We start from the raw sequence: 21,977 nt of genomic DNA on the forward strand, positions 1-21,977 counted from the left end.
GGCTGCAAAGATGTGAGCCGTGCTGAAGCGGCAGATCGACGCGTACCTCGACCATTTGGCGGTCGAGCGCGGCGCCGCGCGCAATACGCTCAGCGCCTATCGGCGGGATCTGGGCCGATACCAGTACTTTCTGACCGAGCGCGGTGTGGAAACGCTTGCACGCGTGGCCGAATCGGACATTGCCGATTACATGGTGTCGCTGCGGTCGGGGGACTCCGAGCATCCCGCCCTGGCGGCCTCGTCGGCGTCGCGGGCCCTGGTCGCCGTCCGCGGGCTGCACCGGTTCGCGACGGCAGAGGGCATCACCGACGCGGATGTGGCGCACCCGGTGAAGCCGCCGACACCCGCCCGCAGACTGCCGAAAGCCCTCCCGTACGACCAGGTTTCCCGCCTGATCGACGCCGCCGGGGGAGACATCGCCGAGGGCCCGCGCGGGCTGCGCGACCGGGCACTACTGGAGTTGCTGTACTCCACGGGCGCTCGCATCTCCGAAATGGTCGGGCTCGACGTGGACGACATCGACACCGCCGAACGCGCGGTGGTCCTGCACGGCAAGGGCGGCAAACAGCGCATGGTCCCCATCGGCCGCCCCGCCCTGGCCGCCCTCGACAACTACCTGGTTCGCGGCCGCCCGGCCCTCGCCACCCGGGGCAAGGGCAACAGCGCGCTGTTCCTCAACCACCGCGGCGGCCGCCTCTCCCGCCAAACCGCCTGGCAGGTCCTGCAATCCGCGGCGGAGCGGGCCGGCATCGCCGCCCAGGTGTCGCCCCACACCCTCCGGCATTCCTTCGCCACGCATCTACTCGACGGCGGCGCCGACGTCCGGGTCGTCCAGGAACTGCTGGGCCACGCCTCGGTGACCACCACCCAGATCTACACCCTGGTCACCGTCGGCACCCTGCACGAGGTCTGGGCCACCGCGCATCCGCGCGCCCGCTGAACGAGAACGCCCGGGGGACGGTGGGATCCGTCGCCCGGGCGTTGGGTTTCGTTCGGCGCGTGGGCCTTACTTCTTGCGTTCGCGCTTTTCGCGGACGCGGACGTTCACGCGGACCGGGGAGCCGTCGAAGTTGAACTCTTCGCGGAGCTTTCGTTCGAGGAAGCGGCGGTAGCCGGCCTCGAGGAAGCCCGTGGTGAAGAGGACGAACGTCGGGGGGCGGGTGGAGGCCTGGGTGGCGAACAGGACTCGGGGGAGGCGGCCGCCGCGCATCGGAGGCGGGGTGGCGGCGACGACCTCCTTGAGCCAGTTGTTCAGGCGGCCGGTGGAGATGCGCTTGTCCCAGGAATCCAGGGCGGTTTCCATGGCGGGGACGAGCTTCTGGACGGCGCGACCCGTCTGAGCGGAGATATTGACACGCTGGGCCCAGCGGACCTGGACCATTTCGCGGTCGATCTCGCGCTCGAGCATCTCGCGGCGGTCCTCGTCGACCAGATCCCACTTGTTGTAGGCGATCACCAGGGCGCGGCCGGCGTCGGCCACCATGGAGATGACGCGCAGGTCCTGCTCGGTGATCGGCTCCGAAGCGTCGATCAGCATCACCGCCACCTCGGCGGCCTCGATGGCCGACTTGGTGCGCAGCGACGCGTAGAACTCGTGGCCGCTGGCCGTGCTCACCTTGCGGCGCAGGCCCGCGGTATCCACGAAACGCCAGGGCTTGCCGCCCAACTCGACGAGCGAGTCGACCGGGTCGACGGTGGTGCCCGCGACATTGTGGACGACCGAGCGCTCCTCGCCCGCCAGCCGGTTCAGCAGCGAGGACTTGCCCACATTCGGCTTGCCGACCAGCGCCACGCGGCGCGGGCCGCCGGTGAGACCAGTTCCCTCGCGCGGGGTTTCGGGCATCACCTCCAGAATCAGGTCCAGCAGATCACCGGTGCCGCGACCGTGCGTGGCCGAGACCAGGCGCGGCTCACCCAGGCCCATCGACCACAGCTCGGCCGCATCGGCCTCCAGCTTCTGGTTGTCGACCTTGTTGGCCACCAGGATGACCGGGGTCTTGCTGCGGCGCAGCGTCCTCGCCACCGCCTCGTCGGCGGAGGTCGCGCCCACGGTGACGTCCACCACCACGACGATCGCGTCGGCGGTCTGCATGGCGACCTCGGCCTGCCGGGCCACCGACTGCTGCAGGCCCTTGGCGTCGGGCTCCCAGCCGCCGGTGTCCTGCACCAGGAACCGGCGTCCGGCCCAGGTGGCCTCGTAGGAGATCCGGTCCCGGGTCACGCCCGGAATGTCCTCCACGACGGCCTCGCGGCGGCCCAGAATGCGGTTCACCAGGGTCGACTTGCCGACATTCGGCCGGCCGACGATGGCCACCGTCGGCAGCGGGATGTGCTCGGCGTCCTGCTCGCCCTCGAATTCGGCGATGTCCCAGTCGGATTCGTCCGACCAGATGCCATCACCGGCGAAGGTGTCCTGCGTCACTGCGCGCCTCCCGCCGAAATCCGTTCGGCCACCACGCGATACAGCTCGTCGATGACCTCGTCCTTGTTCAGATCGCTGGTGTCGACCAGCACGGCGTCCTCGGCGGGACGCAGCGGCGACACCTTGCGGGTCGAATCCAGGGTGTCGCGGCGCTGCACATCGGCCAGCACCGCCTCGAAATCGTCACCCCGGCCCTCGGCGATGTTCTGCGCATTGCGTCGCGTGGCGCGGGCCTCGGCCGAGGCGGTCAGGTAGATCTTCACATCGGCCTCGGGCAGCACGACGGTGCCGATATCGCGGCCCTCGACCACGATTCGCCCGGCCGCCGCGGTCAGGTCCCGTTGCAGGGCCACCAGCTGCTCGCGCACCTCGGGCACGGCCGACACCGCCGACACCGCCTTGGTCACCGCATTGCCGCGGATCTCGCTCGACACATCCTCATCGTCGAGCAGGATGACCTCCCGGCTCGGATCGGTGCCGATGGTCAGCGGCAGCTCCTTGACCGCGACCGCGATGGCCGCGGCGTCGTCCAGGTCCACGCCGGTGCGCAGCACGCGCAGTGTCGCCACCCGGTACATGGCACCGGTGTCGAGGTAGCTGGCCTCGAGCCGGGTCGCCAACAAGCGCGACACGCTCGACTTGCCGGTGCCCGACGGGCCGTCCATGGCGACGACCAGCCGCGCCCACCCGGTCAGCGCGCCGGTCGCGTCGATCAGACTTCCCACACCGTTCACAACGACACCGCCTCGTAGAGCTTCCCGATTTCGTCCCGGCCCAGCACGCGCAGCGTGCCCGGCCGCTGATCGCCCAGTGCGACCGGTCCAATGTGGGTGCGCACCAGCGCGGTCACCGGGTGGCCGACCTCGGCCAGCAGACGGCGCACGATGTGCTTGCGGCCCTCGTGCAGCACCACCTTCACCAGCGACTTGCCCTGGCCGACCTCGAGCACCTGGAACCGGTCCACCTTGGCGGGACCGTCCTCCAGCTCGACGCCGTCCTTCAGCAGCTTGCCGACCTCGCGGTTCTTGACCTCGCCGTTGACCGTGGCCAGGTAGGTCTTGGACACCTCGAAGGACGGGTGCATGAGCCGGTGCGCGAGATCGCCGTCATTGGTGAGCAGCAGCAGGCCCTCGGTGTCGGCGTCCAGACGGCCGACATGGAACAGCCGCTGCCCGGCCGCGATCCGCTCGGCGACGATGTCGCCCACGCACGGGCGGCCCATCTCGTCGGACATGGTCGACTGCCAGCCCTTGGGCTTGTTCAGCGCCAGGTACACCTGCTCGTCGCGGATCACCACGCGCACGCCGTCGACCCGGACCACCGCGGTCTGCGGATCGATGCGCAGGCCCTGCTCGCGCACGATCTTGCCGTCCACCTCGATGCGGCCGGCCTCGATCATCTCCTCGGCCGCGCGGCGCGAGGCCACCCCGGCCTTCGCGAGGACCTTCTGCAGGCGCTCGCCCTCGCCCCAGGGCAGCTTCTTCGGGCCCTGCGCGTCGGCGTCCACATGCTGGCGGCGTGCCGGCCTGGCATTGCTGATCAGGACCGGAGCCACGACCTGCTTGACCGGCTTGGCCTTCTTCTTGGCGGGAGTGTTCGGCGAGGTGTGCGGGGCCAGCGGGCTGCCGCCGCCGATCCGGCCGCGCGACGCATTGCGATCCTGGCCGAAACCGGCACGGTCGGAGCCGAATCCGGTGCGCGACTGGCCGCCACGGCTGTCGCCGCCACGCCCGGCGCCACGCGAATCGGAACCCCAGTCGCCGCGAGACTGGTTGCCGCGGGCGGAGTTTCCGAACGAGGAGCCGCCACGCGAGGACGCGCCACCGCGCGAACCGCCTCCGCCCCACTGGCTTTCGCCGCGCGAGCCGGAACCTTCACCGCGCGAGCCATAGCCTTCACCGCGCGAGCCATAGCCTTCGCCGCGCGAGCTGGAAGCGCCGCGCGAGCCGTAGCCTTCGCCGCGCGAGCTGGAAGCGCCGCGCGAGCCGTACGAGCCGCCGCGGGATCCGCCGGAGCGCGAGTCATAGGACCCGCTGCCGCCGCGTCCGCCGCCGTACGAGCCGCTGCCGCCGCGCGAGTCGCCTCGGGAATTGCCGCCCCACGAGGGCGAGTCGCCGCGCGATCCGCCGCGATTCGCGGAGCCGCCACGGCTGTTCGCGGCGCCGCCGCGTGAGTTCGCGGGGCCGTCGTAGCCTCCGCCGTACGAGCTGCCGCCGCGCGCGGACCGGTCGTCTCCGGTCCGGCCGCGGGCGGCCCGGGAACCGCCGCGGGGCGGTTCACTGCCACGTTTCCTACGATCCGGTGTGCCATCTCGGCGAGCGGGTGTATTCACGTTGTCCTGTTTCAGTCATCGGTGCCGAGGTCGATATCGGCCTCGGCAGGTTTCCTCAGCCTGGTGTACCGGGGGTCGGTGTCCAGGCTCTCGTTGATCTCGTCGATCAGATCGACGCCCGGGAGCAGTGGGGCCAGCGGCGGCAGATCCGCCAGTGACGCAAGTCCGATCCGTTCCAGGAACAGCTCGGTGGTGATGTACAGAGTGCCGTTGGTCTCCGGGTCCGCTCCGGCCTCCGCGATCAGGCCCCGCGCCAGCAGGGTCCGGATCACGCCATCCACGTTCACACCGCGCACCGCACTCACGCGTGCTCGGGTAACCGGTTGACGGTACGCGATCACCGCCAGGGTTTCCAAAGCGGCGCGTGTGAGCTTCGACCGTGCGCCGTCCAACAGCATACGTTCCACATACGGGGCGAATTCCGTCCGCGTGTAGTAGCGCCACCCGTCGCCGACGTACCTGAGATCCATGCCACTGCGCCGCGCGGTCAGCTCCGCCGACATCTCCCGCAGCGCGGTCTCCACCCGGATCGGGTGATCCCGCAAAGCCGACGCCAGCAACTCCACCGGCGCAGGCGCATCCACCACCAACAACATCGCCTCGAGCGCCGCCCGAAACTCGTCCTCCTCGAGCGCCTCCTCGTCCTCGAACTCCTCCGCATCGACGCCCGGCCCGTCCGGTGCCACGACCTCCACCCCAGGTTGAGTGACTTCAGCCACAGGCTCGGCAGCGCCAGCGATGGACTGGGAGGTATCAGCCACGGACGCCGGGCCGCCGTTCGCGGACTCGGGCGCGTCAGCCGCGGGCTCCATGGCGGCGGACTCGAGCATGGTCGCTTCGTCGGTGAGCACCGCACCCTCGGCCGGGGCCTCGACGCCCTCGGCCGTTGTTTCGACACCGCTGGGCTCGGTGACCTCGGCCTCGGACTCGGCGGCCTTCGCCCCGGCTGCGCGGGCCTTCGCTGCCGCGGCCGCTTCGGCCACGATCCTTTCGGCCAGGGTCGGTTGGGGCGCAGCCTGGTTGGCGGCGGCCGGGTCGTGCGCGTCGTCACCCATGTTCTGCACCTCGGTCACCCGTAATCCTCTTCAATCGTCACCGGTTGGGCGGGTTGGTCTTCGAGCTCGCCGATCCAGCTGATGGAGAGCGGGCCCAGGGGGTCGGGCTGATCGAACTCGATGGTCTTGCCCCGGTAGAGCTCGAGCAGCGCGAGGAAGCGGGCCACGATCTGGATCGGCAGTTCGCAGTCGGCGCAGAGTTCGTGGAAGGTCGTCCAGCCGCCCGCGCCACGGCTTTTCAGCATCTCCAGCACCAGCGCGGCCTGTTCGGCGATCGAAATCGCATGGGCGTGGATGTGATCCAGCCCCACCCTCGGTTTCGGACGCGGCCGGAACACGGTGGCTGCGACCTCGGCGAACCCCGCGGCGTCCACCCCCAGCGTAACCTCCGGCAACAGCGCCAGATACCGCTCCTCCAGCGACACCGCGCGCGGATAGCGTTGCAGCGCCGCGGCCTCCAGTTCGCCCAGCAGCGCCGCGACCTGTTTGAAGGCGCGATACTGCAACAGCCGTGCGAACAGCAGGTCGCGGGCTTCGAGGAGCTCGAGGTCCTCCTCGTCGGAGACCTCGCCGGAGGGCAGCAGCCGGGCCGCCTTCAGATCCAGCAGGGTGGCCGCGATGAGCAGGAATTCGGTGGTCTGGTCGAGGACCTTGTCCGCGCGCAGCCCCTTTTCTTCCGAGAGCCGGGCGGTGAGCGCCTTGGTGTGGGCGATGAATTCGTCGGTGACCTTGTGCAACGCGATCTCGGTGACGTCGAGCCGCCGCGAGCTGATGAGCTGCAGCAACAGGTCGAACGGGCCCTCGAAGTTGGCGAGCTTCAGGTGAAATTTGCCCGTTGCGTGCTGATCGTCCGGTGCCGCGGCATTACCGCCGCCTGCGACGATGCCGGCCGGGACCGGCGAGTCCGGATCTCCGGCGGGCAGGGCTGTATCCGCGTCCGCCGGGTCGTGCTCGGACGAATCGAGAGGACCGCTCAACGGCCCGACCGCTGGATGACTTCCCGGGCCATGGCCCGATAGGCTTCCGCGCCACCGGATTTCGGCGCCCAGGTGGTAATGGGCTCGCCGGCGACACTGGCGTCGGGGAAGCGGACGGTCCGCGAGATCACGGTGTCGTACACGAGGTCGCCGAACACCTCGACCACGCGCGTCATCACCTGACGTGAATGCAATAGGCGAGCATCGAACATGGTGACCACGATGCCGTACAGGGTCAGTTCCGGATTCAGCCGGTCCCGCACCTTCTCCACGGTGTCGTTGAGCAGGGCCAGGCCGCGCAGCGAGAAGTATTCGCACTCCATCGGAATGATGACGCCGTCGGCGCAGGCCAGGGCGTTCACGGTGAGCAGGCCCAGCGAGGGCTGGCAGTCGATCAGGATGTAGTCGTAGCGGTCGCGCAGCGGCGCGATGGCGCGGCCCAGCGTCTGCTCCCGGCCGACCTCGTTGACGAGCTGAATCTCCGCCGCCGACAGGTCGATATTGCTGGGCAGCAGATCCATGCCCTCGACCTTGGTGTTCATCAGCACGTCGTCGACGTTGACCTTGCCGGGGCCGACGAGCAGGTTGTGCACGGTGACGTCCAGATCGTGGTGCGCCACACCGAGTCCCGCCGACAGCGCGCCCTGCGGATCCAGGTCGACGAGCAGCACCTTTCGTCCGTATTCCGCCAGCGCCGCACCGAGATTGATGGTCGAGGTGGTCTTGCCGACGCCGCCCTTCTGATTGCACATGGCGACGATCAGGGCGGGTCCGCTGTGATCGGCTTCGTGAGGTTCCGGAATCTCGCGAACCGGGCGTCCGGTGGGGCCGAACTCCTTGCCATCGGACACCACATCGGGTGCCTCCCACAGTGTTTGCGCGGCGGTTTCGATCCGCTGGCCCGCACCACCGGTAGTCGTCACGTCCGCTGCTCCTTCGACGTTCCTGCCCTTGCTCCGTGCACCGACCTGCCGTGGACGAAGCGCCCGGCCGCGTGTGCGACCGGGTCCCTCCTAGACGCTACCGCCTGTTCACGCAAGACCAACGCTCGGACACGCACCCTAAACCTGCACTTCAGGGCGGGTAAGGGTGTCCTCGGTCGGACTGGTGTCCGGTCAGGAGCATTCTTCGCTTGTGGGACAGCAGGTTACGGCCTATGCACCGGGACTGCGGGAGATCAGCGGGGGTTTCCCCGAATCCTGTCCGATCCGGCCCACCCGATTCCCCTCCGGCTCACTCGATCCCGCCCAGCGGAACCGCCTCCCCGTCGCCGCCCCCACACCGACCCGCCATCAACTCTGACGGCAACTGCCCGCAATAGCCCGCGAGCCTCCGAGCCCGACCCACTCCGCATCACACAACCCCGTCGGCCGCGTCGCGAACTCCGTACCCGGATGCTCCGGTGCCGGAGCCGCCACCGCGTCGACATCGATATCCCGCACCGGATCATCCGGCCTCAGCGCCGAGAACTCCGGCACCAGCCCGGTCACGAAGGTCTGGGTGGGCGGGGCTGTCGATCGGATCTCTTGCGGGGTGTAGCGGGTATGGTTCGGGGGAGGTTGCGGGGTGCGAAGGGCCGAATGTTGTTTGCGGGTACGGAATTCGCCGGGTATTTGATCGAGCGGCGGCTCGGTGGGGGCGGGATGGGGGACGTCTTTCTGGCCCGGCATCCGCGATTGCCTCGGCGGGTGGCGATCAAGCTGCTGGCGCGGGAGTTGGTGTCGCAGCGCGAGACCCGGTTCCGGTTCGAGCGGGAGGCCGAGCTGGTGGCCCGGCTGGATCATCCGAATATCGTTGCGGTGCACGATCGGGGGGTCGAGGACGGGCGGCTGTGGATCGCCATGCAGTACGTGGACGGTGGGGACGCGGCGGCGCTGGACCCGTTCACCCTGCCCGCGCACGATGCGGTCCACATCATCGGCGAGACCGCCAAGGCGCTGGACTACGCGCATTCGATGGGGGTTATCCACCGGGATGTGAAGCCGGCCAATATTCTGCTGACCCGCTCGGTGCCGGGGCAGGATCGGCGGATTCTGCTGACGGACTTCGGGATCGGGCGACTGCGCGACGACTCGGCACAGATCACCCGGACCGGGATGCTGGCGGCGACGATCACCTACGCGTCGCCGGAGCAGCTGTCGGGGGCCGCGCTCGACGAGCGCTCGGATCAGTATTCGCTGGCGTGCACACTGTTCCGGCTGCTCACCGGATCGACGCCGTACCAGGCGGAGACCGCGGCGGCGGTCATCGCGGGGCACCTGCAGCATCCGGCGCCGCGGGTCACCGACCGGCGACCGGAGCTGCCCGCCGCCCTCGACGCGGTGCTGGCGCGCGGGCTGGCCAAACGACCGGAGGACCGCTTCGACTCCTGCCGTGCGTTCGCCGACGCTGCGCTGCGGGCACTGTCGGATGAGTCCGAGTCCACCATGCTGCCGCTGCGGGTGGCCGCCGCGTCACCCGTGACCACTCTCTTCGCCGGCGCCCGGGCCGCGTCGACCGGACCGAGCGACAGCGTGTCGGCCACCATCACCCTGCCCCGGGCGGGCGAGACCACTGTGCTGGACGATCCGTCGTCCCCACCGCCTCCGCCGCCGGACCGGAACGGCGGGCGCGGACGCTGGATCGCCGCCGGTGCGGCGGCGCTGGCCGTCGTGGTCGCGACTGCGGCCGGAATCGTCTGGGCGACACACGATTCCGGGTCGTCGAGGAGCACGCCCCCGGCGAACACCGGCGGCCCGTATGCCGCCGTGTACCCGGGTTTCGTGCCGCTCACCCAGATCGACGCCCTGGGTGACAAGGTCGCCTACCCCGTCTCGGTGGAGGACCCCGCGAACGACGGACGGCTGCCGTGCAAGCCGGTCTCCATCGCCGCCGCGGTGCCCCTGACTGGCGCTGAGACCGATGTCGCTCTGGGCCGCACGGTGATCGATGCCGTGCAGCTGGCCGTCGACCAGTTCGTCCAGGGTGGCAGCAAGGCCTGCCCGGTCGCCGTCCGGCGGTTCGACACCGCGGGCAGCCAGACGACGGCGGCGCAGATCGCCGAGCAGATCGCTGCGGACACCTCGATCGTCGCGGTGATCGGTCCCACCCTGTCCCGCGAGGTGGTGGCGGCGGGCAAGACGTTCGACGCCGCCGGGCTGTCGTTTCTCACCCCGGCAGCGACGAATCCGCTACTGGCGCAGTCGGGTTGGTCCGGCTTCTTCCGCGGCCTGGCCAACGACAATGCGGAGGGTCCGGCGCTCGGCCGGTATCTGGCGAACACCGCGCGCTTGTCCCGGGTCTGCGTGGTGCGCGACAGCGACGGCGGATTCGGCGGCTCGCTCGCGGACTCGGTGACCACGGGGCTGGGCCCGGCCGCGCTCGCGGGGTGCCAGGTCAGCATCGACCCGGACGGCGATCCGGGTGACGCCGTGAACACCATCGCAGGGGCGCACCCGGACGCGGTGTTCTACGCCGGGTACAAATCGGCCGCCGCCCAGCTGCTCACCAAGCTCCGGAGTGCCGGTGTCACGGCGACTTTCGTGCTGGGCGACGGCAGCTACGACCCGGACTTCCGGACGCTCGCGGGTCCGGCGGCCACTGGCACCCTGGTTGCCTGCCAGTGCGGGGCGGCCACCGAACGCTTCGTCGGCGAATACCGGTCCGCCACCGGTTCCGCCCCGACCGCGTATGCCGCCGAGGCCTACGACCTGACCGCGATCGTGTTGCGGGGCATCGTGTCCGGGCACGCGGGCCGTACGGAACTGCGGGCCTACCTGCACGGCTACCACGGCGACGGCATCGCCCACGCGTATGGCTGGGGCGCGACCGGTGAACTCGGCGATCCCCGGATCTGGTTGTACCGGATCTACTGATCCTGTTCGACCCGCTCGGGCCGCAGCCGTCGCAGCGCGATGACGGCGGCCAGGCATCCGGCCCCGAGAGCGATGGCCATCCAGGCGGCGCGGTCACCCGATCCGACGGCCCGGTTGGGATGCAGCGGGAACGTGTCGCAACCGCGGAACTCCAGCGTGAGCACGGCGGTCGGAATGAACAGCAGGCCGATCGCCAGCACGGTCCCGGCCGTGCCGCGGGTGGTCACCGCGCCGAAGCTGTACCCGGCCACCGCGGCGATGGCACAGCTGCCGATCAGCGCGCTCCACGAATCATCGTGCCGCGCGTCGGGAACCAGCAGCGCGAACACCCCGAGGGCGACGATCGCGACCGCGGCGACGACCGGCGCCTGGCGCCGCAGGCCGGCCGCCAGGCCGAGCGCCATGACCGTCAGTATCGGTGCGAGCTTCCAGTGCGCCTGGGCCGCAATGGCGATCGCGCTGCCGGTCGCGGCGAGCGCCACCGCGAGCAGTGTGAGGGTGCCGTCGCGCTCAGGCAGCAGCAGCGCCGCGATGACCGCCGCCGCGAGCACCGCGAGCGTTCCGGCCACGATGACCGCGGTGCCGCTCGTCGCCGTGGTGAGCCGCTCCGACACCAGGTCGATGGTGGTGACCACCACGGCTGCGGCGAGCACCGGCGCGAACGGCAGGTTCAACGCGGTGGGGTAGGCCGCCATCCGCGCGCGCGGGCACAGGGTGAAGCACACGGCCAGCAATCCCATCGTCGGTGCGGTGGCCCATTCCGGCGGCAGATCCACGAAGGCGCGTTCGAGCAGCGACTGGGTGCCCTGCTCGGCCGAGATGGTCTCGATATGGTCGCCCACCGTGACGCCGATGAGTGCCCCGAGCAGGTATCCGATTGCGGGCAGCCGGTTTTCGAGCGCTGCCGCCCCGGCCGCGCCGAGCAGCACGCCCGCCGCGATCGAATCGACGAAGTTGGAGGTGGCCAAGCTAGCGGAGCCGGCGGGCCCCAGCAGGTGGTTGGTGACCAGGATCAGCATCGCGACCGTGGCGGTGCCCCAGGCGGTGCGGGTGCCGAACATGCGCACGCACACCGCGGCCAGCACCGCGACGATCACGCCCACGGCGGTGGCCCGCGGCACGGTTACGCTCAGCAGCGTCATCTGCAGCGCGGACGATTCGGCGGCGCACCCGGTGTCGATGGGCACGATGAGGGCCAGGCCCGCGATCGCGGCGGCGGCGCACCCACCCACCGTGTCGAGGGCCGCGCGATACCGCTGCACGGGCGGCTCCCAAGGTCTGAAGCAACAGGTCAGTTACCGTCCAGCCACCGTAACAGCGCGCGCATTCACCGGGGGTGACGGCGGGCCGCCCAGTCGGCGGCGAAATCGCGGAACCGCCGCACCGCCTCCGACGGCGTGGCGGTCGCCGACCAGATCAATCCGACATCGCGGGACGCGCCCGCGTCGGCGAGCGGGACGACGGCCAGCCCCGGCGGCATCGGCTCCTCGGCGGGCACCAGCGCGACGCCGAGCCCGGCCGCCACCAGCCCGGAGACCGTCACCAGATCACTGGACTCGAAGACGATGCGCGGCCGGATCCCGGCCGCCGCGCACAGTTCGTCGAAGATCCGCCGCATGCCGAATCCCGGATGCATGGTGATGAATTCGGCGTCGGCCAACTCGGCCAGCCGGATCGGCCGCTGCCCGGTCTTGCCGGACGGCGCGGCCAGCCGGTGGTCGGCCGGAACCGCCAGCACCAGCGGCTGATTCAGCAGGGTGCGCCACCCGATGCCGGGCTCGCCGGGCCGCGGTGACACCAGCGCCAGATCGGCCTCGCCGTCGAGCACCTGCCGGGTGATGACCTCGGCCGCGCCCTGATACAGCGTGAAGCCGACCCGCCCCGAGCCGCGCCGGAATTCGCCGATCAGCTGCGGGGCCAGCCGGCCGCCGAAGGAATGCAGGAACGACAGCCGGACCACTCCCTTGGCCGGATTGATGCGGTCGGCGACGGCCTGCTCCCCGGCGTGCAGTTCGGCGCGGGCGCGGCGGGCGTGCTCGTAGTAGAGGCGGCCGTACTCGTTGAGCCGGATGCGCTTGCCGTGCCGGTCGAACAGCGGCGTGCCGAGCCGCTGCTCGAGCCGGGCGAGCATGCGCGACAGCGTGGGCTGCGCCAGGTGCAGCCGGTCGGCGGCCGCGCTGACATTCTCCGTTTCGGCGAGTGTCGTGAACCACTCCAGATCCGAGCCGAGCACGCCGCCTCCTCGCTATATGTCGACAGAGTATGAGAACTCCAATAATCATGCATTTCCGTTCTAAGTGCCAGCGTCGCACCCTGGATCCCGCACCCCCAGTACCGAGAGGATCCGATGACTACCGTGCAAGGGACCACCAGCACCGCCGCGTCAGGGCCGACCGGTACGGCGACACCGCAACCGATCGGTACGGCAGCGCCGGAGCCGACCAGCGTGGCCACGCCTGGGCCCACCTTTACCGCCGGGCCCGGCCGGCCGGGACACGCACACGAGAAGCGGGTCACCGCAGCCCTTTTCGCAGCCGGGCTGACCACGTTCGCGGCCATGTACTCCACCCAGTCGCTGCTGCCGAGCCTGTCGGCCGCCTTTTCGGTCCCGCCCGCGCACGCGGCCCTCGCCGTCTCACTGACCACGGGATTTCTTGCGCTGGCCATCATTCCGGCGGGTGCGCTGTCGGCGCGGATCGGCCGCACCCGGGTGATGATCGGTTCGGCGGTGGTGGCCTCGGCGCTGGGTCTGCTGCTGCCGCTGTGCCCGACGCTCGACACCCTGCTGGCGGTGCGGGCCGTGCAGGGCGTTTCGCTGGCGGGCGTGCCCGCGGTGGCCATGGCGTATCTGGCCGAGGAGATCGGGGCGGCCGGACTCGGCGCGGCCATGGGCGTCTATATCGCCGGGACCACCATCGGCGGGCTGGCGGGCCGGTTGATTCCCTCGCTCGCCCTCGGGCTGACCTCGTGGCGCTGGGCGGAGCTGGCGGTCTCGCTGGCCGCTGCGGCGTGCACGGTCTGGTTCGCGTACAGTCTGCCGCCCTCGCGCGGATTCGCCGCGCGCCCGGCCGGTTTCGGCACCATGTTCGGCGATCTCACGGCGCAGCTGCGGCATCGCGGCCTGATCGCGCTCTTCGGTCTGGCCTTCCTGCTGATGGGCAGCTTCGTGTCGGTCTACAACTTCCTGGGCTACCGCCTGACCCATCGTCCCTTCGAATTGCCCGCGACCCTGGCCGGATCGGTGTTCGTGCTGTACCTCGCCGGGACGGTCGCCTCGGCGTACACCGGCAGGCTCGCCGATCGTCGGGGCCATGCGCGGGTCCTCGCCGCCGCGGTGGCATTGATGGCCCTCGGTGCGCTGATCACCATCCCCGATCACCTGACCACGGTGCTGATCGGCATCCTGCTGTTCACTACCGGGTTCTTCGCCGCGCACACCACGGCCAGCGCCTGGGTGGGCACGCTGGCCGAAAATCGCGGCGCGGCATCGTCTCTCTACATGTTTGCGTACTACCTGGGCAGTGCGGTGGTCGGCAGCGCGGCCGGGATCGCTTACGCGGCCGGCGGCTGGGCCGGCCTGATGTCCTGTGTGGCAGCGCTTTTCGTGCTCGCGGCGCTACTGCTGGGCTCGCTGGTCACGGTTGGTCGGGCGGCGCGGGATCGGCACTGATGTCGGTATCGGTGTCCGCGCACGCCGGATTCGGGCTGTCCTCGGTGACCTCGGTGCACACCGGCAGCACCGCCGGGGGATCGGTGTGGACCTCGATCGGCGCGGGCGCGCGCTCGGCCGGACCGGCCACGGCGGGCACCGCCAGGTAGACGAAAGCAGTGGTCAGCCCGGCCAGGACGAGGACCATGGCCCCGGCCGCCAGCGTGGGGAGGGCGGTGGTGGAACGCGTCCACGCGACAACGGCCATGTCCCTCACCTCCTCGCAGCAGGACGACGATGCGTCTATCTCTCATCGCGTCGTAACGCGAGCCGCCCGCACCGGCCGTGCGGGCCTCATGAGGCCATGGTCGGGTTCGGTGCGGGGCCGGTCAAGCGGTAGCGGGCCCATTTGCACGATGTTTACGCACGGTTGACACGGCCCTGTGCCGTTCCCGCCCAGCGCAATCCGGCGGTAACCGGAATCAGGCTCCGATGTGGCTGTCGATGAAGACCTGGTAACCGTCCAGCAGCCGATCCAGGGCGAAGCTGAAATCGGCTTCCTCCCAGTGCATGTCGTCGGTGTCGAAGGCGCGGTTGGCGAGGGCGGCACTGACGATCGGGAAGCGCCCGGGGTCGAGCACCGCGGTCAGGATGGCGGTGAAGTCCTGGTCCTGATCGTGCTGCTGGATGGTGTCCCGCAGGAAGCGGGTGCGGCCGATGACATAGATCGAAAGGTTCACCAGCAGTTGCAGTTTGAGTGGCTCGGCGAGGTCGAGACCGGATAGCACGCCCATGCCCGCCTCGAGCCAGGCCATATTGTTCGGGCCCAGCGGGGGCGAGGTCATGGGGATGTCCAGCCACCAGTCGTGGGCGCGGATGGCGTGGAATTCGGCCCAGGCCCAGGCTTCCAGCCCGGCGCGCCAGCCATCGGCCGGCAGGTCCGGGGTCACGTCGAAGATGCGGTCGTGCAGCAGCTCGACGAGGGTGTCCTTGCTGTCGACGTACCGGTAGAGCGACATCGTGGTGAACCCGAGCTCCTTGGCGACCCGGGCCATGGACAGCGCGGCATAGCCCTCGGCGTCGGCGACCCGCACGGCGGTGTTCAGGATCTGATCGAGGCTCAGCCCGCGTTTGGGTCCACGGCTGCCCGCGTCGTCCAGATCCCACAGCAACTTCACCGCCTTGGGCAGGACTCGTTCGTCGGGCCCCTTCATCTGACCTCCTGTCGTCGTTCCGCCTCCATCTTGCGCCATCCCGAAAACTGTGTAGCTTATAAACAAAGTGTACGGCATAAACAGTTTCTGATCGGAGTCCCTCCATGACCACATCCAGACCCGAACCCGCCATCGCGGTCGCCGGGCTCACCAAATCCTTCGCTGATCAGCCAGTGCTGCGCGGCATCGATGTAACCGTGGCCGCCGGCACGGTGTTCGCCCTGCTCGGCCCGAACGGCGCGGGCAAGACCACCGTGGTGCGCATCCTCACCACGCTGAACCGGCCCGATGGGGGACAGGTGCGGGTGGGCGGCCACGATCCGGTGCGCGAGCCGGACGCGGTGCGCGCGGCCATCGGCGTCACCGGGCAGTTCGCGGCGGTGGACGAGATCCTCACCGGCGCCGAGAATCTGCGCCTCATGGGGCGGTTGCTGCATCTGGGTTCCAGCGAAACCGGCAGGCGCACAGCACGATTGCTGGAGCAGTTCGATCTCACCGATGCCGCGGGCAAGCGCGCGGGGTCCTATTCCGGCGGTATGCGCCGCCGCCTCGACATCGCCATGAGCCTGATGGGGCGGCCGCGCATCGTGTTCCTCGACGAGCCCACCACCGGCCTGGATCCGCGCAGCCGCCGCGAGCTGTGGCGGGTGATCCGGGGTCTGGTCGCCGACGGCGTGACCATCTTCCTCACCACCCAGTACCTGGAGGAGGCCGACCAATTGGCCGACCGCATAGCGGTTCTCGACGCCGGGCGGATTGTCGCCGAGGGTAGTGCGGCAGAGCTGAAACGGCTGGCGCCGGGCGGCCACCTGCGACTCGGCTTCGCCGACGAGCACGGCCTGGCGGCGGCGCGGGCCCTGCCCGGGGCCGAACCGGATACCGAGCAGCTGGCGCTGCGGGTGCCCTCGGACGGCAGCGTCGACGATATCCGCAAGCTGCTCGACCATCTCGACGACCATGCCGTGGCCATCGGCGAATTGGCCATCCACACACCGGATCTCGACGATGTCTTCTTCGCGCTGACCGGCGCCACCGTGAAAGGCGCTGCGTGATGGGTACTCTCGTGCACTCGGTCCAGGACTCCGCCACCATGGTCGGCCGCAATCTGCGCCACACCCTGCGCAGCCCGGACACCATGATCATGACCATCGCGGTGCCGGTGACCATCCTGCTGATGTTCGTCTACGTCTTCGGCGGCGCGATGAACGTCGGCGGCTCCTACATCGACTACGTGGTGCCCGGAATCCTGCTGCTGTGCGCGGGTTTCGGCTCGGGCGCCACGGCCGTGGCGGTGGCCACCGACCTGCACAGTGGCATCGTGGACCGGTTCCGGGCCATGGCGGTCTCCCGCAGCGCGGTCCTGACCGGGCACGTGCTGGAGAGCGTGCTGCGCAATCTGCTCACCACCGGGGTGGTGGTGCTGGTCGCGGTGGCGCTCGGCTTCCGACCGACCGCGGATCCGCTGCGCTGGCTCGCGGTGGCCGGCATGCTGGCGTGCTTCGTGCTGGCGCTGTCCTGGGCGGCCGCCGCCCTGGGCCTGCTGGCCTCCAATCCCGAAGCGGCCAACGGCTTCATGTTCATCTTCATGTTCCTGCCGTACGTCAGCAGCGCGTTCGTGCCGACCCACACGCTGCCGAGCTGGCTGCGCGGCTTCGCCCAGCATCAGCCGGTCACCTCGATCGCCGAGACGGTGCGCGGGCTGCTGATGGATACCCCGGTGGGGGACTCCGCGCCGACCGCACTGGCCTGGTGTGCGGGCATCGCCCTGATCGGCTATCTGGGCGCGGGCGCGTTGTTCCGTCGCCGGCGGGCACACTGAGATATGTATACGCTGATATGCGCATTATGGCATGAAAGTTCCGTATGTCGGCTTCCGGCCTGACGGAACGAAGCGCAGGGCACCGAGGATCTCGGTGCCCTGCACGGTCTGCCGGGCACCAGGGATCGCGCGCGTCGCCTAGCGTCGGCGCAGCACCGCGACCAGCACTGCCACCAAAGTGAGCAGCAGGATGGCCGAGCCGATCCAGATCTCGGTGCGGCTGTAGTCCGGAACCTGGTCCGGTACCGAGCCGGTGGCCAGCAGGATCGCCCCCAGGTGGCCGGCCGGGCCAGCTATCGTCACCATGATCGGCACATCCTTCCGAATCGCCGTGACCCGGATCGCCCTCGCTGTGAACGTCGCGTCCGGGGCACTCCCGCCATGGTCGATCCGATCGCGCCGCCGGGCAAGCACCGCCGCGTAAGGATTTCGTCCTGAATCGGATGAATGTTGGGATTCGCACACTCTATACCAAGCAAACGCTTGGGTTTGATAACGTCGGTGGGGCAGGAGGACGGTGACGGGCATCTGTCGCAACGCAGCGACGTCCGTACGCTGAACCGGACCGCGCATGCGCGGCCGTCGGAGCTATCAATGGGGATGTGACCCGGGGGCAATTCAATTCGGCTCGACGTTGTTCGACGACGTGGGGCGTCGTTGCGTGCCGCCCGTCCCCGGCATGGCAACCGACAGGAATGGCTCATGACCGAAACCAAGGTAATTCCCGACCCGAACCACCCGCTGCTGCCCCTGGCGCGGGCCTACACCGATTACTTCACCCCGACGGTCACCGGGCTGGAGAATCTGCCCGCGTCCGGCCCGGCCCTGGTCATCGGCAACCACTCGTCCATCTACTGGGCCCCCGAGGTGTGGATCACCTTCATGGCCATGCTGGAGCGCCGGCCGGACGAGCCCAGCTACGGCGTCGCGCACGACATCCTTTTGCGCGCACCGATTCTCGGCGACAGCCTGCGCCAGTTCGGCGTCATCGCGGCCTCGCGCGAGTCGGCGGCCAAGGGGCTCAAGGACGGTGGCGCGGTCATGGTGTACCCCGGCGGCGACTGGGAGGCGTGCCGCCCGTGGACCGATCGCGGCAAGATCGACTTCGCCGAGCGCAAGGGCTTCGTGCGGCTCGCCCTCGAAATGGGTGTCCCGGTGATCCCCGCGGTCGCCAATGGCGGCCACGACTCCATCTTCGTGCTCAGCCGCGGTGAGCGCACCGCACGGCTACTGCAGCTCGACAAGCTGGTGCGTGCCAAGGTGTTTCCGTACACCCTCGGCCTGCCGTTCGGCGTCGCGCCGATTCTGCCGCAGTTGCCGCTGCCCGCCTCGGTGACCGTCAGCTTCCTGCCCGCACTGGACTGGTCGGTCGAGCCGGGCGATCCGGAGGACGCGGACCTGGTCGACGAGTACTACACCCGGTCCGTCCAGACCATGCAGACCGAGCTGGACCGGCTGCGCGCCGAGACGCCGAACCCGGTGGCCGCCGGGATCAAGAAGCATGTGGCCGGACTGCCCGGGCCGCTGAAGGGCCTGGCCGATCTGCTGTAGCCGGACCGCTCTGCTATAGGGGGACAGCGGATTTCGTCGTATGAGCCAGAGGCGGATGCCGGGTGCGAATCTCCACGTCGCACCCGGCATTCGCATCCCGCGTCCGGGTGTGTCGGCGACGATGCTGAGCGGTAACGCTTTACCGTCGGCGATCGTGCGTATTACACTTTTCTCGGTTCAGGTCACGTTTCGCTCATTGGCTGAAGACTAACGGGATTGGTCTGCGCACTTCCGGCGCAGCACTGAAACGCATTGGCGTACATCATTTTCGACCACATGGATTGATCACAGAGCGCACAGCGACATCGCGTGGATTCGATTGCGCGCAGGGAGTAGCCGGAACATGGTCAGGGTAACAGGTTTCGGGGTTTTTCCGGGGGCACGAGGCGGCCTGTGGCCCAAGGCTGTTCGCGGCGAAGCAGGGGGGCTGCTCATCCTGAGACCGCCCGGCCCCGCGTCCCGCGATCGAAATCCGATGCCAGGAGAGGTGTGTCGACATGGCCGAGCCCGCTTGTGCCGAATGGACCGTTCCCCACGACATGACCGGGGTGCGCGACCGGGTGGACGCTGTCCTCGAGGGCTTCCTGTCGGAGAAGGCGCGGGTAGCGGACCGCGAGCGGCTACCGACCGACCTGGTGGATGCCCTGCACTCGTTCGTCTGCCGCGGCGGCAAGCGGATTCGCGCGCTGCTGTGCGTGCTCGGCTGGTTCGCCGCCGGTGGCAGCGATCGGCTGCCCATGGCCATCGTGCGGGTGGCCGCGGCGCTGGAGCTGCAGCACGCCGCGGTACTCATCCACCGCGATGTCATCGAACGCCGGCTCACCCGGCGCGGCTTCCCCACCATGTCCTGCGCCATGGCGGCCCGCTTCGCGCACAAGCCGGATCGGGAGCGCTTCGGCCGGCAGGCCGCGGTCCTGCTCGGCGATCTGGCCCTGGCCTGGTCCGATGAGCTGCTGTTCTCGGCGCATCTGAGCGCCCGTCAGCGCGCGGCCGCCAGCGCGGTCATGTCGGCCATGCGCATGGAGGTCGTCTACGGGCAGTACCTGGATGTGCGCGCGGCCGGGGATCCGGTCGCCGACCTGGAACGCGCCCTGGAGATCGTGCGCTACAAGACCGTCGGCTACACCTGCGAACGGCCGCTGCAGCTGGGCGCCCGCCTTGCCGGGGCCGACGAGAATACCCAGGCGGCACTGTCGGTCTACGCTCGCGCGCTGGGGGAGGCCGTGCATCTGACCGAGGACCTGCACCGGGTCTTCGGCGACCGAGCCGGTACCGATTCCCGGCTCGAGGATCTGCGCGACGGCCGGCACACCGCGCTGGTCGCCTCCGCGCTGGGCCGGGCGGTGGGCGCCACCGCCGTGGAATTGCGTGCGCTACTGGGCAATCCGGGCTTGGACGTGCGCGGGGCCACGCTGTGCCGGGACATCATGACCGAGGTGGGCGCGCGCGAGGAGATCGAGCAGATGGTCGCCCTGCGTCGCGAGCAGGCGCTGGACGCGGTTGAGGATATGTACGTACCCGCGCCGGCCCGGCAGGTATTGCGCGCTCTCGCCGAACACCTCACCAATACCGACAGCTGAGGGTAGAATTCGATGACGTCAGCGTATCCGCAGTGCCCCGAATTTCGGGAGCCCGATCGGTCGCAGAATATCGCAGCTTCGTAATCGCCTGTCGCGCACGGATTCCCATTTCAGTACCCGGGGCCGAGTATGCAGCCGTTTCAGCTACCCAATTTCTACTGCCATTTCCGCGCGCCTGAATCCCCATCCGGACGACGCCGGTGGGCGCAGGACGCGTGATTGAGGAAACAGCAACAGGAACAACAGATCTGGAGCGGAGAGGAGTCGAACGGACCCGCTACCGGCGGCTGTGCGCCCAAGCCCATCCCGGCACCGATTCGGCGCGGACCCGGTCTCGTAGGCAAGGAGGTCGAATTCGACGGCGACTTACACAATCTGGTGGTTGTTCTCGAGCGCGCGATCGAACTTCAGGATCGGTCGGCGTCCTCGGTGAGTTGTCACGCCCACGCCGACCGTGTGAGCCGAATTCCCTTCGCGCACCGAAAGAAGCGTCTCCATGACCGTGACCGCTTTCGTTCCCCCCGTGCACCGCCCCGCCGAGATTCTGGCTCGCGCCCGCACCGTGCTCGAACCGGTGCTGCGCGAGGCGGTGCTGTCCCTGCCGCAACCCATCCAGCGGATGGCCGGATACCACTTCGGCTGGTGCGACGAGCACGGCGCCGCCACCCGCGGCGCGTCCGGCAAGATGCTCCGGCCCGCACTGGTCACCTCCGCCACCCTCGCCTGCGACGGCGTCCCCGCCGAGGCCGCCGGCGCGGCCGCCGCGGTCGAATTGATCCACAATTTCACCCTGCTCCACGACGACGTCATGGATCTCGACGCGGTGCGTCACGGCCGTCCCACCGTCTGGAAGATCTGGGGCGTCCCGGACGCCGTGCTGCTCGGCGACGCCCTGCACGCGCTGGCGGTGAATGTCCTTGCGAGGGTGTTGCCCCCGGCCGCTGCCGTCGCCGCCATCGACCGGCTCGAGACCACGGTCACCGAGATGTGCCGCGGCCAGCACGAGGACTGTCACGCCGGGGCCGCCCAGGCCACCGCCGCCGGGTGGGAGCGGATGGCGATGGGCAAGACCGGCGCGTTGCTCGGCTGCGCGTGCGCGCTCGGCGCGCTGAGCGCGGGCGCGAATGCCGAAACCGTCACCGTTTTCGAATATTTCGGGCGGAACCTCGGGGTGGCGTTCCAGGCGAGCGACGACATCCTCGGCATCTGGGGCGATCCCGCGCACAGCGGCAAGCCCGCCGGGGATCTGGCCCGGCGCAAACGATCACTGCCGATCGTGCTGGCGCTGGAGTCCGGCACCGACGCCGGGCGGGCGCTGAACCGGTTCTTCGATACGACCACCCCGCCCTCGGCCGACGAGATCGACAGCGCCGCAGCGCTCGTCGAGCAGGCGGGCGGTCGGCGCGGCGCCGAACGACTGGCGCGGCAGCGCATGCGCGCGGCGGTGGCCGCACTGCCGGACCGGCCCGGGTGCGGCGATCTCCGCACCCTCGCTCAGCTCGTCGACCATCGGAACAAGTGACG

19 protein-coding genes are annotated in these 21,977 nt (G+C 69.6%); 8 read left to right on the forward strand and 11 right to left on the reverse strand.

Annotation, left to right across the window (positions count from 1 at the left end):
• Positions 1–19 precede the first annotated feature (19 nt).
• Positions 20–940: a site-specific tyrosine recombinase XerD gene (gene xerD / locus ACWEQQ_RS27880; RefSeq protein ID WP_452350314.1), complete on the forward strand. Its 921-nt coding sequence runs from the start codon at positions 20–22 to the stop codon at positions 938–940.
• A gap of 66 nt (positions 941–1,006) precedes the next feature.
• Here xerD and der read toward each other — a convergent pair whose 3' ends face one another.
• The 6 genes from der to ACWEQQ_RS27910 all read right to left on the reverse strand — a co-directional run bounded on the left by der (position 1,007) and on the right by ACWEQQ_RS27910 (position 7,679).
• Positions 1,007–2,422, reverse strand: coding sequence for a ribosome biogenesis GTPase Der (der, locus tag ACWEQQ_RS27885; protein ID WP_452350315.1), 1,416 nt, complete (start codon positions 2,420–2,422; stop codon positions 1,007–1,009).
• Complete coding sequence (gene cmk, locus ACWEQQ_RS27890; protein WP_452342764.1) at positions 2,419–3,087, reverse strand: (d)CMP kinase; 669 nt, start codon at positions 3,085–3,087, stop codon at positions 2,419–2,421. The genes der and cmk overlap by 4 nt, the downstream gene beginning before the upstream one ends.
• Before the next feature lie 65 nt (positions 3,088–3,152).
• Complete coding sequence (locus ACWEQQ_RS27895) at positions 3,153–4,754, reverse strand: pseudouridine synthase (protein WP_452350316.1); 1,602 nt, start codon at positions 4,752–4,754, stop codon at positions 3,153–3,155.
• Between the two features lie 11 nt (positions 4,755–4,765).
• The gene (gene scpB / locus ACWEQQ_RS27900; protein ID WP_452350448.1) at positions 4,766–5,494 is read right to left on the reverse strand and encodes an SMC-Scp complex subunit ScpB; all 729 of its coding nucleotides are present in this window, start codon (positions 5,492–5,494) and stop codon (positions 4,766–4,768) included.
• Positions 5,495–5,823: 329 nt separating this feature from the next.
• A complete protein-coding gene (locus ACWEQQ_RS27905; RefSeq protein WP_452350449.1) occupies positions 5,824–6,693 on the reverse strand; it encodes a segregation and condensation protein A in 870 nt (289 codons plus the stop codon).
• Between the two features lie 89 nt (positions 6,694–6,782).
• The gene (locus ACWEQQ_RS27910) at positions 6,783–7,679 is read right to left on the reverse strand and encodes a ParA family protein (protein WP_379389062.1); all 897 of its coding nucleotides are present in this window, start codon (positions 7,677–7,679) and stop codon (positions 6,783–6,785) included.
• Positions 7,680–8,366: 687 nt separating this feature from the next.
• On the opposite strand from ACWEQQ_RS27910, the gene ACWEQQ_RS27915 reads away from it, so the two are divergent.
• Entirely contained in the window at positions 8,367–10,640 is a 2,274-nt protein-coding gene (locus ACWEQQ_RS27915) for a bifunctional serine/threonine-protein kinase/ABC transporter substrate-binding protein (protein ID WP_452350317.1), read from the forward strand.
• Here ACWEQQ_RS27915 and ACWEQQ_RS27920 read toward each other — a convergent pair.
• Both ACWEQQ_RS27920 and ACWEQQ_RS27925 read right to left on the reverse strand, forming a co-directional pair.
• Positions 10,634–11,902 (reverse strand): hypothetical protein, encoded by a 1,269-nt coding sequence (locus ACWEQQ_RS27920; RefSeq protein ID WP_452350318.1) that lies wholly within the window; start codon positions 11,900–11,902, stop codon positions 10,634–10,636. The two genes, ACWEQQ_RS27915 and ACWEQQ_RS27920, sit on opposite strands and share 7 nt — an antisense overlap.
• 65 nt (positions 11,903–11,967) lie before the next feature.
• Entirely contained in the window at positions 11,968–12,873 is a 906-nt protein-coding gene (locus tag ACWEQQ_RS27925; protein ID WP_452350319.1) for a LysR family transcriptional regulator, read from the reverse strand.
• Positions 12,874–12,987: 114 nt separating this feature from the next.
• On the opposite strand from ACWEQQ_RS27925, the gene ACWEQQ_RS27930 reads away from it, so the two are divergent.
• Complete coding sequence (locus ACWEQQ_RS27930; RefSeq protein WP_452350320.1) at positions 12,988–14,310, forward strand: MFS transporter; 1,323 nt, start codon at positions 12,988–12,990, stop codon at positions 14,308–14,310.
• Here the strand turns inward: ACWEQQ_RS27930 and ACWEQQ_RS27935 are convergent.
• Both ACWEQQ_RS27935 and ACWEQQ_RS27940 read right to left on the reverse strand, forming a co-directional pair.
• Positions 14,276–14,557: a hypothetical protein gene (locus ACWEQQ_RS27935; protein WP_452342684.1), complete on the reverse strand. Its 282-nt coding sequence runs from the start codon at positions 14,555–14,557 to the stop codon at positions 14,276–14,278. The two genes, ACWEQQ_RS27930 and ACWEQQ_RS27935, sit on opposite strands and share 35 nt — an antisense overlap.
• A 214-nt stretch (positions 14,558–14,771) precedes the next feature.
• Entirely contained in the window at positions 14,772–15,503 is a 732-nt protein-coding gene (locus tag ACWEQQ_RS27940; RefSeq protein WP_452350321.1) for a TetR/AcrR family transcriptional regulator, read from the reverse strand.
• Positions 15,504–15,607: 104 nt separating this feature from the next.
• Between ACWEQQ_RS27940 and ACWEQQ_RS27945 the strand changes: the two genes are divergently transcribed.
• Both ACWEQQ_RS27945 and ACWEQQ_RS27950 read left to right on the forward strand, forming a co-directional pair.
• The gene (locus tag ACWEQQ_RS27945; protein ID WP_452350322.1) at positions 15,608–16,555 is read left to right on the forward strand and encodes an ATP-binding cassette domain-containing protein; all 948 of its coding nucleotides are present in this window, start codon (positions 15,608–15,610) and stop codon (positions 16,553–16,555) included.
• A complete protein-coding gene (locus ACWEQQ_RS27950; protein ID WP_452350323.1) occupies positions 16,555–17,322 on the forward strand; it encodes an ABC transporter permease in 768 nt (255 codons plus the stop codon). Before ACWEQQ_RS27945 ends, ACWEQQ_RS27950 begins: the two co-directional genes overlap by 1 nt.
• Before the next feature lie 138 nt (positions 17,323–17,460).
• On the opposite strand, the gene ACWEQQ_RS27955 is transcribed toward ACWEQQ_RS27950, so the two are convergent.
• Positions 17,461–17,628 (reverse strand): hypothetical protein, encoded by a 168-nt coding sequence (locus ACWEQQ_RS27955; protein WP_364624212.1) that lies wholly within the window; start codon positions 17,626–17,628, stop codon positions 17,461–17,463.
• A gap of 396 nt (positions 17,629–18,024) precedes the next feature.
• On the opposite strand from ACWEQQ_RS27955, the gene ACWEQQ_RS27960 reads away from it, so the two are divergent.
• From ACWEQQ_RS27960 to ACWEQQ_RS27970, 3 genes are all read left to right on the forward strand, one after another.
• Positions 18,025–18,873 carry a lysophospholipid acyltransferase family protein gene (locus ACWEQQ_RS27960; protein ID WP_452350324.1) on the forward strand — a complete coding sequence of 283 codons (849 nt, stop codon included), beginning with the start codon at positions 18,025–18,027 and terminating at the stop codon, positions 18,871–18,873.
• Between the two features lie 497 nt (positions 18,874–19,370).
• Entirely contained in the window at positions 19,371–20,453 is a 1,083-nt protein-coding gene (locus ACWEQQ_RS27965) for a polyprenyl synthetase family protein (RefSeq protein WP_452350325.1), read from the forward strand.
• Between the two features lie 496 nt (positions 20,454–20,949).
• On the forward strand, positions 20,950–21,975 hold the full coding sequence (locus ACWEQQ_RS27970; RefSeq protein ID WP_452350326.1) for a polyprenyl synthetase family protein: 1,026 nt from the start codon (positions 20,950–20,952) through the stop codon (positions 21,973–21,975).
• Positions 21,976–21,977: the final 2 nt, after the last annotated feature.

The sequence above is a fragment of the Nocardia sp. NPDC004123 genome (assembly GCF_053603795.1).